A 12,996-nucleotide genomic window follows, 5' to 3' on the forward strand; every position below is an offset into this window, starting at 1 on the left:
GCTACCTCCTGCTGCCGAGGCGGTCGGCGGCCCAGACGCCGACGATGTTGAACGCCACCACGACGGCGGCGATGGCCGTGCCCGGCACCATGGCGGGGAGCAGCGCGCCCTGTACGACGGCCGCCTGTCCCTCCTGCACCATCAGGCCCCAGTCGGAGCTGGGCGGCTGGGCGCCGAAGCCGAGATAGGAGAGGGTGGCCAGGCTCATCAGGGCCTCGCCGAAGAGCACCACCAGATAACCCACCACGGACCGGCCGAGGTTGGGCACCAGATAGCGGGCGCATATCCGGGCCCCGCCCATGCCCTGCACGCGATAGGCGTCGATGTACGGCTTGGCGCGCTCGGCGAGGGCCACGCTGCGCGTGTACTTGGCGATCGTCGGGGTGTACGCGAGGCCGAGCGCGAGCACCGAGGTCGTCATGCCCGCGCCGAACACGGCGATGATGAGCACCACGAAGAGCAGCCCCGGGAACGCGTACATCACATCGGTGATCCGCGAGACCAGCGTGTCCACCCAGCCGCCGCGCCACGCCGCGAGCGTGCCCAGCGTGACGCCGAGCAGCGCGCCGAGCGCGAGCAGGAGCAGCGGGGCTATCAGGCTGGTGCGGGCGCCGTGCAGCACCCGCGAGAGCAGGTCCTGCCCGGAGGCGTCGGTGCCGAGGAGATGGTCGCCGCCGGTGCCGACGAGCGACGCGGAGAGGTCGATGGCGTCCGGTGCGTACGGCGCGACGAGCGGGGCGAACGCGGCGGCGAGCACGACCAGGACCAGGAAGCCCGCCGCGATCAGCACGCCGACCGGCCGCCTGGGGCGCAGCGCCAAGGGGCGTGAGGGAACGGCCGGTTGAGCCTGGGGCGCGGTCAGCGTCGGGGACGTCATGCCGCTCTCCTCTCCGCGCGGACCCGCGGGTCGAGCAGCGGGTGCGCGATGTCCACGAGGTTGGTGACGACGATGTATCCCGTGACCATCAGCAGCAGCACCGCCTGGGCGACCGGGAAGTCATGGGTGTTGATGGCGTTGACCAGCAGGGAGCCGACGCCGCTGAGGCCGAAGGCGGTCTCGATCACGACCGTTCCCGCGAGCATCCCGGCGGTGACCAGGCCGCACATGGTCACGATCGGCCCCAGTGCGTTGCGCAGGATGTGGCGGCGGACGATTTCCCGTTCGGGTATGCCGGAGGCGCGGGCCGCCTCCACATGGTCGGACGCGGCGGCGTCCAGCATGGACTGGCGGGTGACGCGGCTGATGATGGCCAGCGCGCCGAGCGCCATGGAGAGCGCGGGCAGCGTCAGATGGTGCACGGTGCCGCCGAGCCCGGAGCCGCCGCCGGTCACCGGGAACCAGCCGAGGCGGACCCCGAAGAGCGAGACGAGGCCGATCGCGGCGACGAAGTTGGGCACGGAGGCCGCCAGCGTCGTGCCGCCGACGACGGTCTGGTCGACCCAGCCGCGCCGCACGGCGGCGAGGACGCCCGCGCCGACGCCGAGGACGACGAAGAGCAGCGTCGCGTACCCGACGAGGGCGAGGGTGGTGGGCAGCCGGGAGGTGAGCAGGTCGGCGACCTGGTCGGAGTACTTGAACGAGCGGCCGAGGTCGCCGTGGACGCAGTCCCACAGCCAGCGGCCGTACTGCACGACCAGCGGCTCGTCCAGGTGATACTGCTCGCGCACGGCGGCGAGCTTCTCCGGGGTGAGCTTGTCCCGGCCGCCGGCGAGGAAGACGGCGGGGTCGCCGGGGGCCGCGTACACCGCCGCGAAGATCACGAACGAGGCGGCGAACAGCGTCGCCACGAGGCCCGCGGCGCGCCGGAAGAGTCTGCTGAGCATGGCGGTGTCAGCCCTTCTTCCCGTCGGTGTCCCGTGTGCCGCCGAGGTCGGCGGCCCAGGGGTAGTAGAGGTACGCCATGGAGGCGGGCGGGCCCGTCAGGTCGCGGCGCATGACCAGGACGGACGGGACCTGCGCGACCGGTATCCACACGGAGGCCTTCGCGAACTCGCGCTGGGCGCTGACCGCGAGCCGGGCCCGCTTCTTGTCGTCGAGCGTCCGCAGGGCCTCGCGCATGGAGCGGTCGTAGGAGGCGTCCTTGAAGCCGACCCAGTTGTTGGAGCTGTTCGACAGGCCGTTGTCGTAGAAACCCAGGGGGTCGCTCTTGGAGATGTACCAGTCGGCGACGAGCACATCGATATCGGAACGGGCCTCCGGCGAGCTGTAGAACTCCTCGAACTGGGCGGTGGGCACCGTCTTGATCTGGCCCCGCAGCCCGATGCGCTGGAGGGCGGCCCGCAGGGCGTTGGCCACGACCGTGCGGCCCTGGCTGGCGTCGGTGCCGATGACGACCGGGCCTTCGGGCTTCTTGTCGGCCTCCTTGACCAGCTTCTTGGCGCGGGTCAGATCGTCCGCGTCGGGCCTCGCCGGGGCGTAGGCGGCGAGCTTCTTCTGGGCGGCTTCGAAGACCGGCTTCTCGTAACCCCACGCGCCCGAACCGATGTTGCTCGCCCAGGGCTCGACCATTCCCCCGTAACCGGACTGGGCGATGCCCTTGCGGTCCAGGGCGAGGGAGACCGCCCGGCGGACCTTGGGGTCGGCGAGGCCGCCGCGCTCGGTCGGGATGAGGGTGAGGGCCGAGGTGCTGGGGCCGTAGTGCTGGGTGAGGCCCTTCTTGCCGTCGAGGGCCGCCGCGGTGTTGGGCGACTCGGCGAAGACGCCGTCGGCCGCGCCGGTCGTCAGCGCGTTGACCAGCGCGCTGTCGGAGGCCCAGCGGAAGACCAGCTCGCGGGTGAGGGGCTTGTCGCCCCAGTAGTCCCCGAAGCGCTCGATGGTGATCGAGTCGCCGGACTTCCAGCTCTTGAGCCGGTACGGCCCCGAGCAGGCGTCGGTCTGGCCGGGGGTGCCGAAGTCCTTGCCGGCCTTCTTGACCTTCTCCTTCTCGTAGACCAACCCGGCGTCGCCGGCGAGGGCCTTGGTGAACAGCGCGTCGGGCTCCTTGAAGGAGACCGTGATCTCGTGCGCGCCGGTCCTGGCCATCTTCTTGACGTTCTCGAACTCGTCGCCCTGCTCCATGTCCGGGTCGGCGTGCCGCTTGAGGCTCCACAGCACGTCGTCGGCGGTCATCTTCGAGCCGTCGTGGAACGTGACGCCCTTGCGGAGGGTGAGCACGAGGGTCCTGTCGTCGGGGCGGGCCTCCTTGGCGACGAGCCAGGGCTTCACGGACATGTCGGGCCGGAGCTGGTAGAGCCTCTCGCACACGTTGGTCAGGACGATGCGGCCCGCGCTGCTGCCCTGGGTGTCGAGGTCGAGCGAGTCCGGCTCGTCCTCCAGCAGCCACTTGACGGTGTCCCGGGGCTTCTCGGCGGGGGCCGTGGTGGGCTTCAGATCGAGGTCGGCCGCGCTCTTGCCGCCGCGCACCCCGGCGTGGGGGGCGCCGCTGCAACCGGCGGCGACGAGCGCGACCACGGCGGTGAGCCCGGCGATGAGCCCGGCCGCGACGGGCCGCGCGCCTGGCGGTCGGAACCGGGTGTGCGTGAGCTTCATGGCGCTGCTCTCCTAGCGTCCGGGCGGGCCGTCGTAGAGGTTCCAGGGAAGGTGCTGGTACTCGTGGTCGCAGGGGGTGCCGGCCGTGGCGTAGTAATCCCCCGTGGTCAGGTCGGCCAGCGAGGAGATGAGCGTCGTCCAGTGCGTCAGCTCCGGCTTGCGGGGATCCGGGTGGGTGCACAGGCCCTCGGGGTGGCCGAGGTGGTCGGACATGGCCTGGCGGATGAGCTTGCGGGACTCCTCGGGGCCGCTCGCCCCGCGCAGCGCCCGCAGCCCCTGCTCGGCGCGCGGCACCCGCACCAGGGAGTCGGCGGCCATCGGCCGGTACCCCCGCGCGGCCAGCGGGGCGGGGATCCCCGCCTGGTAGTGGTTCCCGTGCACCAGCAGGCCGTCCGTGGGATACATCCAGCCGTGGCCCGCCGGGGTCGTCTCCAGGTCGATGGCGAAGCCCTCGCGGCACGTCAGCAGCGCGTTGCTGGCGATGTGGGCGCGGGCGCGGCACAGCACCTCCAGCGCGTCGGTGACCGAGGGCTGGTCGAGCACCGTGCGCCGCACGACGGTCTGCGGGAGGCCGACCGCGTCGTCGAACCGGCCACCCAGCCCGTTCGCGTTCAGCGCGATCCCCGCCGAGCTGGCGCCCTGGCGGCCGACCTGGCCGGCCTCCACCTGCATGATCAGCGTCGGCTTCGGGGGCTGCACGATCCGCAGCATCACGAGGGTGTCCGCGACGCCCGCGCGCCAGTCCCAGTTCTGGCCCGCGTAGACATGGCCGTCGCCGCTGGCCTCGCCGAAGAGGGCGAACGAGGTGCAGCCGTCGGCCCGTTCGTCCCCGTCCTGGCCGCCGCTCTCGCCCATCGAGGCGAACGACTTGTCGTAGATCACCTCGCCCCGTGCGTTGAGCGCGAGGACGTCGAGCAGGTCCACTCCCGCGCCCTCCGCCGTGCCGCGCATCTCCTCGACCAGCTCCGGTGCGTACGCCCCCACGGGCTCCAGCCAGCGCTCCGCCCGGGCGGTCACCTGCTGCCAGGTCAGCCCGGCGGAGGCGCCGAACGCCGCCTCGTAATACCCCATGGCGGCGCGCAGCCGGTCCCGCACCGCTTCTCCGTACTGCCGGCCACGGTCGCGGGGGGAGCCGGAGATCTCGATGACGGGGAGACTGGGGGCACTTGAGCCGCTCGGGGTCGCCGGAAGGGAGGGATCGTGCGTCATGTCGCTCCTCGCGGGTCCGCACGCCGTAACGCGTGCTGTAACGTGGATTTCAGCAAGCGGACCGATTGAAATGCATTGCCCAGGATCGTAAGCCACGTCACACGGAAGTCAATACCTGTAATGGAAGATTCAGCGGATGGGCTGACGGAGACGACGGACGGCGTCACGCGGCTGCGCAGCGTCGTGCGGGACAACTGGGAGGAGCTGTCCGCCTCCGAGCGCGCCGTCGCGCGGCTGCTGGTGAGCGCGCAGGCCGAGCGGCTGCTCTTCGCCAGCGCGCAGGAGCTGGGCTCCGAGAGCGGGACCAGCAACGCGACGGTGGTCCGCGCCCTCCAGCGCCTGGGATACGCGGGGCTTCCCGCCCTCAAGCGCGAACTGGCGGCCGATTTCACCAACGCGGTCGCGCCCGAGGTCCGGCTCAAGCAGCGCATCGCGCACGTCGGCCGGGACCTGGACGACATCTGGGGGGACGTGTTCGACGAGGCGCAGGAGCGCATCGAGCACTGCCGCCGCCTCACCGGCCCGGAGACGCTCAAGGCGGCGGTGGCCGCGCTCGCGGAGGCGGGCGAGGTGTTCTGCTACGGGGTCGCGGCCTCGGAGGTCGCCGCCCGCCACCTCGCACTGGCGCTGGGCCGCATCGGCAGGCGCGCGCGGTACATCGGCGCGACGGGCTTCGCCTTCGCCGACGAGCTGCTCGCGGTCGGCCGGGGCGACGCGGTCGTCGTCTTCCAACCGGGGCGCGCGCTGACCGAGTTCACGGTGCTGGTCGAGCGGGCGCGGGCGGTCGGCGCGAAGGTCGTCTTCGTCACGGACGAGCTGGGCGACACCTTCGCGGGCCGCGTCGAGGCCGTGATCACCGCGCCGCACACCCCCACGGGCATCACCGCCGAGTCCCTGACAGGGCTGGTCGTCGCGGACGCGCTGCTGCTCGCCCTCACCACCCTGGACGAGACGCGGGCCGTGGAGACCTCGCACCAGTTGACGGCGCTGCGGGAGCAGTTGCTGCCGGAGAAGGAGCGGGACGGGAGGGTGCGCAAGGGGTGAGGGCAGCCAGTGTTGTGATGCGATCCTGACTGGCACATCAGTAAGTGTTGCGCTTTGCTCAACGCCGCCGTACGGTGTCGGACCATGCAGCAGCAACAGCCGGGCAGCCGTGTCGCCGACGCGGCGGGTGACGTGGCCGAGCGCGTGCGGAAGGTCGTCGAGGCGGCCGGATGCAGTCAGCGCGAGTTCGCGCGACGGATCGTGATGGACCCGTCGAAGCTCTCCCGCTCGCTCGGCGGCAGCCGCCGCTTCACGGTCGCCGAGCTGGCCCGCATCGCCGACGCGGCCGGAGTCGACGCCGCGTGGCTGCTGGGCGCGGGCCCCGCCGGTACCGACACCGGTGCCCGTACGGATGCCCGTACAGGGTCCGGTGCCGGTGCCAGTGCCGGCACCGGTACGAGCGCCGCTCCGGCGCCCCTGCCCGGCACCAGCCCGGAAGGCGCCCCGGAATGCACCCCGGAAGACGTACCCGGCACCCGGACCGGCTCCGGAGCACCGGAGCCGCAGGCTCGTCCCGCGACGGACGTACTCCCCCCGGCGCCCGTCGCGGGACGCCCCCTTCAGATCGTTCGCGAGACGGTCCGGCTCATCGCCGAGCACGGCTTCCACGCCGTCCGCGTCTCCGACATCGCCGGTGCCTGCGACACCAGTACGGCCGCGATCCACTACCACTTCCCCGGCCGCGCCGAGCTGCTGGAGGCCGCCGTCCGCTGGTGCATGGACGAGGACACCGCCAGCCGCGCCGCGCACCTCGCGGACGCCGCCGGGACCGGGGAGGGCGACGCCGCGCGCGAACTGCGGCAGCTCATCGCCCTCCAGACCCCCCGCACCCCGCAGCAGCGCCGCCAGTGGATGGTGTGGCTCGACCTGTGGGCGGAGGCGGCGCGTTCGACCGCCATCGGCAAGCTGCACGTCGAGTACTACCGCCAGTGGCGCACGACCGTCGCCGACGTCCTGCGGCGCGGCATCGCCCAGGGCGTCTTCCGCGACATCGACCCCGAGGCCGGAGCGCTGCGCCTCACCGCCCTCATCGACGGCCTCGCCTCCCAGGTGCTGGCCAGCGGCGAGGGCGAGGGGACCAGCGCCGACGACATGCACGAGGCGCTGCTCGCGTACGTCGGGACCGAACTGAGCGCGTAACCCCGTAACCCGTAGCCCAGGGCCCCGTGACCCCGTGATCCAGCAGTCCCGTAACCCCGTAACTCACCCCTCCCCACCCCCCGTTCCGTACGTCCGGAGGTTCACCATGTCCTTCAACGACAGCGTCATCATCACCTGCGCCCTCACCGGCGCCGGGGACACCGTGCGGCGCAGCCCGCACGTGCCCGTGACGCCCGAGCAGATAGCCGCCTCGGCGGTGGAGGCCGCCGAGGCCGGTGCCGCGGTCGTCCACATCCATGTGCGCGACCCCGAGACCGGCGACCCGTCCCGCGACCCGGCGCTCTACCGCGAGGTCGTCGAGCGGGTGAAGGAGACCGGGACCGACGTCGTCATCAACCTCACCGCGGGCATGGGCGGCGACCTCGTGCTCGACGCCGACCAGCCGCTGGAGAAGGGCGCGCTGGAGGGCACGGACCTGGTCGGCGGGCTCGACCGGCTGCCGCACGTCGAGGACCTGCTGCCGGACATCTGCACCCTCGACTGCGGCTCGCTCAACTTCGGCGACAACCTCTACATCTCCACCCCCGAGATGCTGCGCAAAGGCGCCCGCCGCATCCAGGAGCTGGGCGTACGGCCCGAGCTGGAGATCTTCGACACCGGCCAGCTCTGGTTCGCCAAGCAGCTCCTGGACGAGGGGCTGCTGGACTCGCCGACCGTCTTCCAGCTCTGCATGGGCATCCCGTGGGGCGCCCCGGCCGACCCCGGCGTGCTCCAGTCGATGGTCAACTTCCTGCCCGAGGGCGCCCAGTGGGCCAGCTTCGCGCTGGGCCGGATGCAGATGCCGTGGGTCGCCCAGTCGATCCTGCTCGGCGGCAACGTCCGGGTCGGGCTGGAGGACAACCTCTATCTGAGCAAGGGCGTGAAGGCGACGAACGGCCAGCTCACGGAGCGTGCCGTGCGCATCGTCGAGTCCCTCGGCGCCTCGGTCGCCACCCCGGACCAGGCCCGCGAGCGCCTCGGTCTCAAGCCCCGCTCGTAGCCAGGCCGCACGGACGACGTACAGAAGGAGCCGCAGGAGCATGCGACCCACCCCCTCCCTCACCCGCAACATCACCTGCGTCGGCGCCGGAGTCATCGGCGGCGGCTGGGTGGCCCACTTCCTCGCCCGCGGTTACGACGTGACCGCGTGGGACCCGGCGCCCGACGCGGAGCAGAGGCTGCGGCGGCTCGTGGACGCCGCCTGGCCCGCGCTCACCCAGCTCGGGCCGGCCGAGGGCGCGAGCCGCGACCGGCTCACCGTGGCGCCGACTCTCGAAGAGGCGTGCGCGCAGGCGCACTTCGTGCAGGAGAGCGCCCCCGAGAAGCTGGACCTCAAGCGGGATCTGCTCGCGCGGATCGACGCGGCGACGCCCGCCGACGTGGTCGTCGCCTCCTCGACGTCCGGCTATCCGATGACCGACATGCAGACCGAGGCCGCGAACCCCGGCCGGCTCCTCGTCGGGCACCCGTTCAATCCGCCGTACCTGATCCCGCTCGTCGAGGTCGTCGGCGGTGAGAAGACCGACGACGACGCCGTCGCCTGGGCGTCGGAGTTCTACGACGTGGCGGGGAAGTCCGTCATCACCATGGACCGCGAGCTGCCGGGCTTCATCGCCAACCGCCTCCAGGAGGCCCTGTGGCGCGAGGCGCTGCACATGGTCGCCAACGGTGAGGCGACGGTGAAGGAGATCGACGACTCGATCACCGAGGGCCCCGGCCTGCGCTGGGCGTTCATGGGTCCCTGCCTCACCTTCGCGCTCGCGGGCGGCGAGGGCGGCATGGCCCACATGCTCGACCACTTCGGCCCCTCGCTGAAGTCCCCCTGGACCCGCCTCGAAGCCCCCGAGCTGGACCGGAAGCTCTACGACGGCATGGTCCAGGGCTGCGAGGAGGCCGCCGACGGGCGGACCATCGCGGAGCTGGTCGCCGAGCGCGACCAGGGCGTGATCGACGTGCTCCGCGCCACCGGCCGGCTCCCGCGGGGGCGGAACGGGGAGACAGCGTGAGCCTCCCCTTCCACCGCGAGACCGTCAGGCCCGAGTGGATCGACTACAACGGCCATCTCAGCGAGGCGTTCTACGTGCTCGTCTTCGGCTACGCCACCGACGCGATGATGGACGCGACCGGCCTCGGCCCCGCCTACCGCGAGGCGACCGGCTGCTCGCTCTACACCGTCGAGTCCCACATCCGCTATCTGCGCGAGGTGGAAGAGGGCGCCGAACTCGCCGTCCGTACGCGGATCCTGGGGGCCGCCGCCAAAAAGGCGCGGTTCACCCACGAGATGTACGTGGACGGCGGCGAGCGGCCCGTCGCGACGATCGAGCTGCTCGGCGTGCACGTCGGGGAGAACGGCGCCGAGCCCTTCCCCGACGAGGTCAGGGCCCGTTACGAGGAACTGGCCGAGGCCGCCCCCGAGTGGGCGGGCCGTTCGGTCGCGCTCTAGCGCTCCGGAGGCGGCGGGCGGGAGGCGCGGGCGGGAGGCGCGGTTGACGTTCCCGCCCGCCGCTTCCAGAATGTCGCTCATGATCCCGCACCCCGAAGCCCCGTTCGGACGCCTCTGCGTCCCGTGGCGCCGCGGGTGCGAGCGGTCCGGTCTGTAGCTGCGCGCTGCCCTCACCGGCGCACCGACCGACGACCACTCCGTGACCGATCACGCGAAGGATCATTCCCATGAGCATCACCACCGCACCCGCCCCTGCCCTGCGCGAGGCCCGCGTCCCCGAGGGCGGCATGTACGAGGGCGTCCGCGTCCTGCGGCCCTTCCCCGAGGGCTGGGAGGAGCGGCCCTACGAGCACATCGAGGTCGTCCCGCAGACCCGCGTCATCGGCGCGGAGATCCGGCTGCGGGGCGGCGCCGACCTGTCCCGCCCCCTGACGCCCGCGCTGCGCGAGGAGATCAACCGGGCCCTGCTGGAGTGGAAGGTGCTCTTCTTCCGGGGCGCGCACCTCACGCCGGACGAGCAGGCCGCGTTCGGCCGCAACTGGGGCGAGCTGGAGACGAACCCGATCCTCGCGCGCGGCGCCCGCGAGGACATCGTCCGCTTCGAGAAGGGCGGCAGCGCGCGGCCGACGTACGAGAACGTCTGGCACACCGACGTCACCTTCCGCGAGCGGCCCGCGCTCGGCTCGATCCTGCAGCTCCGCGAGGTCCCGCCGCTGGGCGGCGACACGATGTGGGCGGACATGGCCGCCGCCTACGACAACCTGCCCGGCGAGGTGAAGGCGCGCATCGACGGCGCGACCGCGGTGCACGACTTCATCCCCGGATTCGCGCGGTTCACGGAGCGGGAGGAGCTGCTCGGGCTCCAGGAGCAGTTCCCGCCCGTGGAGCACCCGGTGGTGCGCACACACCCGGAGAGCGGGCGGAAGATGCTCTTCGTGAACACCTCGTTCACCACCCACATCGTGGGGATGGGACGCGAGGAGAGCGACCGGCTGCTGAGCCTGCTCACCCGGCAGGCCCATGTGCCGGAGTACCAGGTGCGCTTCTCCTGGCGTCCCGGCGACATCGCCTTCTGGGACAACCGCGCCACGCAGCACTACGCGCTCTTCGACTACGCGCCCCACAGGCGGGTCGCCGAGCGTGTGGCAATCGTGGGAGACCGGCCGTTCTGAGCCGGGCCGCGCACGCCCCGTTCCGCAATTACTGACGAGTCAGTACGGTGCACCCACCACCCCTGTGCACAGGAGAGTTGGGAGAGCCGTATGAAGCACTCATCTTCACTGGCGACATCTCTCGGCAGAGCGCGCACGGCCGGTACCGTCACGGCCGTGCTCGCGCTGTCGGCCCTCGGGCTCGCGGGCGGCGCCCAGGCCCAGGAGGCCCCCGCGTCCCCGAAGGCCGAGGCGGGCCCCGGGGACATCGTCAGCTCCGAGCCCACCACCTTCCAGTACTGGCCGGGCCATCCCGCGGACGCGGACGCCTGGAAGATCAGCTACAACTCGACCAGCGCCGACGGCGAGCAGAACACCGTCTCCGGCACGGTCGTCGTGCCCAAGGACGGCAAGACCGGGCCCCGGCCCCTGATCACGTACGCCGTGGGCTCGGTCGGCCTCGGCGACAAGTGCGCGCCCTCGGCCGGGTTCCCCGACGGGAGCACGGCCGAGGCGCCGCTGATCAACGCGGCGCTGGTGCGCGGCTACGCCGTCGCCGTCACCGACTACGAGGGCCTCGGCACGCCCGGCGACCACACCTACACCGTCGCGCAGGCCGAGGGCACGGCCGTGCTCGACGCGGCACGCGCCGCGCAGAGGCTGCCCGAGGCGCAGAAGATGGGCGTCTCCGCCGAATCCCCCGTCGGCATCATGGGCTACTCGCAGGGCGGCCAGGCCAGCGCGTGGGCAGCCGAACTGGCGGAGTCCTACGCGCCCGAGCTGAAGGTCAAGGGCACCGCCAGCGGCGGCGTCCCGGCCGACCTCGCGAAGGTCGCCGAGCACGCGAACGGCGGCGAGAGCGCGGGCTACATCATGATGGCCGCCGTCGGGCACGACGCGGCCTTCCCCGAGCTGAAGCTCGACAAGTACCTCAACGACGAGGGCCGCAAGCTGGTCGACGTCACCAAGAACGGCTGCGTGGGCGAGATCCTCGACGCGGGCAAGGGCAAGAAGATCGAGGACGTCACCACCAGCAACCCGCTCGACCAGCCGGACTGGCAGAAGGCGATCGACGCCAACAAGCTCGGCACCAAGACGCCGACGGCACCCGTCTTCCTGTACCACGGCGAGGCCGACGAAACGATCCCCTACGAGCTGGGCACGGGGCTCAGGTCGGACTGGTGCGGCAAGGGGCTGCCGGTGCAGTGGCAGTCCTTCCCCGGCAAGTCGCACGTCCAGACCGCGATCGACGGCAACGGCCCGGCCCTTGAGTGGCTGGGCAAGCGGTTCCAGGGCGAGCCCGCGCAGGGCAACTGCGGGTAGCAGCCCCGCCGCACGCCATGTGCCGGTGCCGGACGGGTCCCCGCTCGGAGCCCGTCCGGCGCCATCCCGCCGCGGATTCACTCCGTTCACTCCACGGTGAGCAGGGTCTTCCCCACGACCTCCCTGGCCTCGACCGCCGCGTGCGCCTCCGCGGCGCGCTCCAGTGGGAACGTCTGTCCGATGACCGGGCACACGGTCCCGTTCGCCGCCCACAGCAGCGCCCGTTCCAGCAGCGGCTCGGCCTCGGCCGGGGAGAGCTGGACCTGTTCGATGCCGACGAGCGTCACCCCGCGCTCCGCCGCCTCCAGCGGATCCACCGCCGCGAAGCTCCCGGAGGGCGCGCCGTGCGCGGAGAAGCGCCCGCCGCGCGCCACGACCTCGAACGCGGCGCGGCCCAGCGCGCCGCCCGCGCCGTCCAGGACGAGGTCGGCGCCCTTGCCGCCGGTGGCCTTGCGGACCGCGTCGGTCCAGTCGGGATCGGCCCCCGGGTCCACGACGATGTCGGCGCCCAGCCCGTCCCGCAGCAGTGCCCCCTTCCGCTCGCCGCCCGCCGCCGCGACGACGTGCGCGCCCGCCACCTTCGCGAGCCGCACCAGCAGCGTGCCGAGGCCGCCGCCCGCCGCGAGCACCAGGACCCACGCGCCGGGCCGCAGGCTGCCCGCGCTGACCGCGAGGTCGAAGAGGCGGAGCGCGGTGGGCCCGTCGTACGGCAGCGCGGCGGCGTCGCGCGGCGCGAGGCCGGGCGGAACGGCCATGAGGGTGGCGGCGTCCAGGACCGCCCGCTCCGCGTATCCGCCGGTGTCCCCGGGCGTACGGCCGATGACGTGCCGCCCGCGCCAGGCCGGGCCGACGCCCTCGCCGACCTCGGCCACGCGCCCGCCGACGGCACCGCCGGGCACATACGGCGGCCGTACGTCGAAGGTGCCCGCGCCCGCGCCGCGGCGGAGCTGGGCGTCCAGGAAGAGCACGTCCGCGTGGGCGACCTCGACCAGCACCTGGCCGGGGCCCGGCACGGGGTCGGGCAGCTCCACGGGCTCCAGCACCTCGGGCCCCCCGAACCGCCCGACCCGAACCGCACGCATGGCGACCACTCCCTCGCTCGACTTGCCTCCGCCTCCACGGAGAGTCTCCGACTTGAAGTTCCGTTCAAGTCAAGA

General features: G+C 72.5%; 12 protein-coding genes. 7 read left to right on the top strand and 5 right to left on the bottom strand.

The annotated features are described in order from the left end of the window. Position 1 precedes the first annotated feature (1 nt). The 4 genes from ABD343_RS15870 to ABD343_RS15885 are packed head-to-tail and all read right to left on the bottom strand — an operon-like array spanning position 2 to position 4,738. Positions 2-877, bottom strand: coding sequence for an ABC transporter permease (locus ABD343_RS15870; RefSeq protein WP_344528372.1), 876 nt, complete (start codon positions 875-877; stop codon positions 2-4). Beyond that, positions 874-1,824, bottom strand: coding sequence for an ABC transporter permease (locus tag ABD343_RS15875; RefSeq protein WP_344528374.1), 951 nt, complete (start codon positions 1,822-1,824; stop codon positions 874-876). Before ABD343_RS15875 ends, ABD343_RS15870 begins: the two co-directional genes overlap by 4 nt. A gap of 7 nt (positions 1,825-1,831) precedes the next feature. Next, on the bottom strand, positions 1,832-3,529 hold the full coding sequence (locus ABD343_RS15880; RefSeq protein ID WP_344528376.1) for an ABC transporter substrate-binding protein: 1,698 nt from the start codon (positions 3,527-3,529) through the stop codon (positions 1,832-1,834). 12 nt (positions 3,530-3,541) lie between these two features. Further along, entirely contained in the window at positions 3,542-4,738 is a 1,197-nt protein-coding gene (locus ABD343_RS15885) for a C45 family autoproteolytic acyltransferase/hydrolase (protein ID WP_344528378.1), read from the bottom strand. Positions 4,739-4,858: 120 nt separating this feature from the next. Between ABD343_RS15885 and ABD343_RS15890 the strand changes: the two genes are divergently transcribed. The 7 genes from ABD343_RS15890 (at position 4,859) to ABD343_RS15920 (ending at position 11,839) form a co-directional block, all read left to right on the top strand. After that, positions 4,859-5,782 (top strand): MurR/RpiR family transcriptional regulator, encoded by a 924-nt coding sequence (locus tag ABD343_RS15890; RefSeq protein ID WP_344528380.1) that lies wholly within the window; start codon positions 4,859-4,861, stop codon positions 5,780-5,782. An 84-nt stretch (positions 5,783-5,866) separates the two neighbouring features. After that, positions 5,867-6,922 (top strand): TetR/AcrR family transcriptional regulator, encoded by a 1,056-nt coding sequence (locus ABD343_RS15895; protein WP_344528382.1) that lies wholly within the window; start codon positions 5,867-5,869, stop codon positions 6,920-6,922. A 106-nt stretch (positions 6,923-7,028) separates the two neighbouring features. Beyond that, positions 7,029-7,922: a beta-keto acid cleavage family enzyme gene (locus ABD343_RS15900; protein WP_344528384.1), complete on the top strand. Its 894-nt coding sequence runs from the start codon at positions 7,029-7,031 to the stop codon at positions 7,920-7,922. 40 nt (positions 7,923-7,962) lie between these two features. Further along, complete coding sequence (locus tag ABD343_RS15905) at positions 7,963-8,928, top strand: 3-hydroxyacyl-CoA dehydrogenase NAD-binding domain-containing protein (protein ID WP_344528386.1); 966 nt, start codon at positions 7,963-7,965, stop codon at positions 8,926-8,928. Further along, positions 8,925-9,365, top strand: a complete 441-nt coding sequence (locus ABD343_RS15910; protein ID WP_344528388.1) for a thioesterase family protein — start codon at positions 8,925-8,927, stop codon at positions 9,363-9,365. Before ABD343_RS15905 ends, ABD343_RS15910 begins: the two co-directional genes overlap by 4 nt. A gap of 227 nt (positions 9,366-9,592) precedes the next feature. Further along, positions 9,593-10,537, top strand: coding sequence for a TauD/TfdA dioxygenase family protein (locus tag ABD343_RS15915; RefSeq protein WP_344528390.1), 945 nt, complete (start codon positions 9,593-9,595; stop codon positions 10,535-10,537). A gap of 90 nt (positions 10,538-10,627) precedes the next feature. After that, complete coding sequence (locus ABD343_RS15920; RefSeq protein ID WP_425578186.1) at positions 10,628-11,839, top strand: lipase family protein; 1,212 nt, start codon at positions 10,628-10,630, stop codon at positions 11,837-11,839. Between the two features lie 86 nt (positions 11,840-11,925). Here ABD343_RS15920 and ABD343_RS15925 read toward each other — a convergent pair whose 3' ends face one another. After that, positions 11,926-12,921, bottom strand: coding sequence for a zinc-binding dehydrogenase (locus ABD343_RS15925; RefSeq protein WP_344528392.1), 996 nt, complete (start codon positions 12,919-12,921; stop codon positions 11,926-11,928). Between the last annotated feature and the right edge of the window lie 75 nt (positions 12,922-12,996).

It is taken from the genome of Streptomyces albiaxialis (genome assembly GCF_039530985.1).
GTDB lineage: Bacteria > Actinomycetota > Actinomycetes > Streptomycetales > Streptomycetaceae > Streptomyces > Streptomyces albiaxialis.

Excerpts from the sequence above, each read along its gene's own strand:
- ABD343_RS15870 (WP_344528372.1), bottom strand. The coding sequence starts at position 877 with ATGACGTCCCCGACGCTGACCGCGCCCCAGGCTCAACCGGCCGTTCCC.
- ABD343_RS15875 (WP_344528374.1), bottom strand. The coding sequence starts at position 1,824 with ATGCTCAGCAGACTCTTCCGGCGCGCCGCGGGCCTCGTGGCGACGCTG.
- ABD343_RS15880 (WP_344528376.1), bottom strand. The coding sequence starts at position 3,529 with ATGAAGCTCACGCACACCCGGTTCCGACCGCCAGGCGCGCGGCCCGTC.
- ABD343_RS15885 (WP_344528378.1), bottom strand. The coding sequence starts at position 4,738 with ATGACGCACGATCCCTCCCTTCCGGCGACCCCGAGCGGCTCAAGTGCC.
- ABD343_RS15890 (WP_344528380.1), top strand. The coding sequence starts at position 4,859 with ATGGAAGATTCAGCGGATGGGCTGACGGAGACGACGGACGGCGTCACG.
- ABD343_RS15895 (WP_344528382.1), top strand. The coding sequence starts at position 5,867 with ATGCAGCAGCAACAGCCGGGCAGCCGTGTCGCCGACGCGGCGGGTGAC.
- ABD343_RS15900 (WP_344528384.1), top strand. The coding sequence starts at position 7,029 with ATGTCCTTCAACGACAGCGTCATCATCACCTGCGCCCTCACCGGCGCC.
- ABD343_RS15905 (WP_344528386.1), top strand. The coding sequence starts at position 7,963 with ATGCGACCCACCCCCTCCCTCACCCGCAACATCACCTGCGTCGGCGCC.
- ABD343_RS15915 (WP_344528390.1), top strand. The coding sequence starts at position 9,593 with ATGAGCATCACCACCGCACCCGCCCCTGCCCTGCGCGAGGCCCGCGTC.
- ABD343_RS15920 (WP_425578186.1), top strand. The coding sequence starts at position 10,628 with ATGAAGCACTCATCTTCACTGGCGACATCTCTCGGCAGAGCGCGCACG.
- ABD343_RS15925 (WP_344528392.1), bottom strand. The coding sequence starts at position 12,921 with ATGCGTGCGGTTCGGGTCGGGCGGTTCGGGGGGCCCGAGGTGCTGGAG.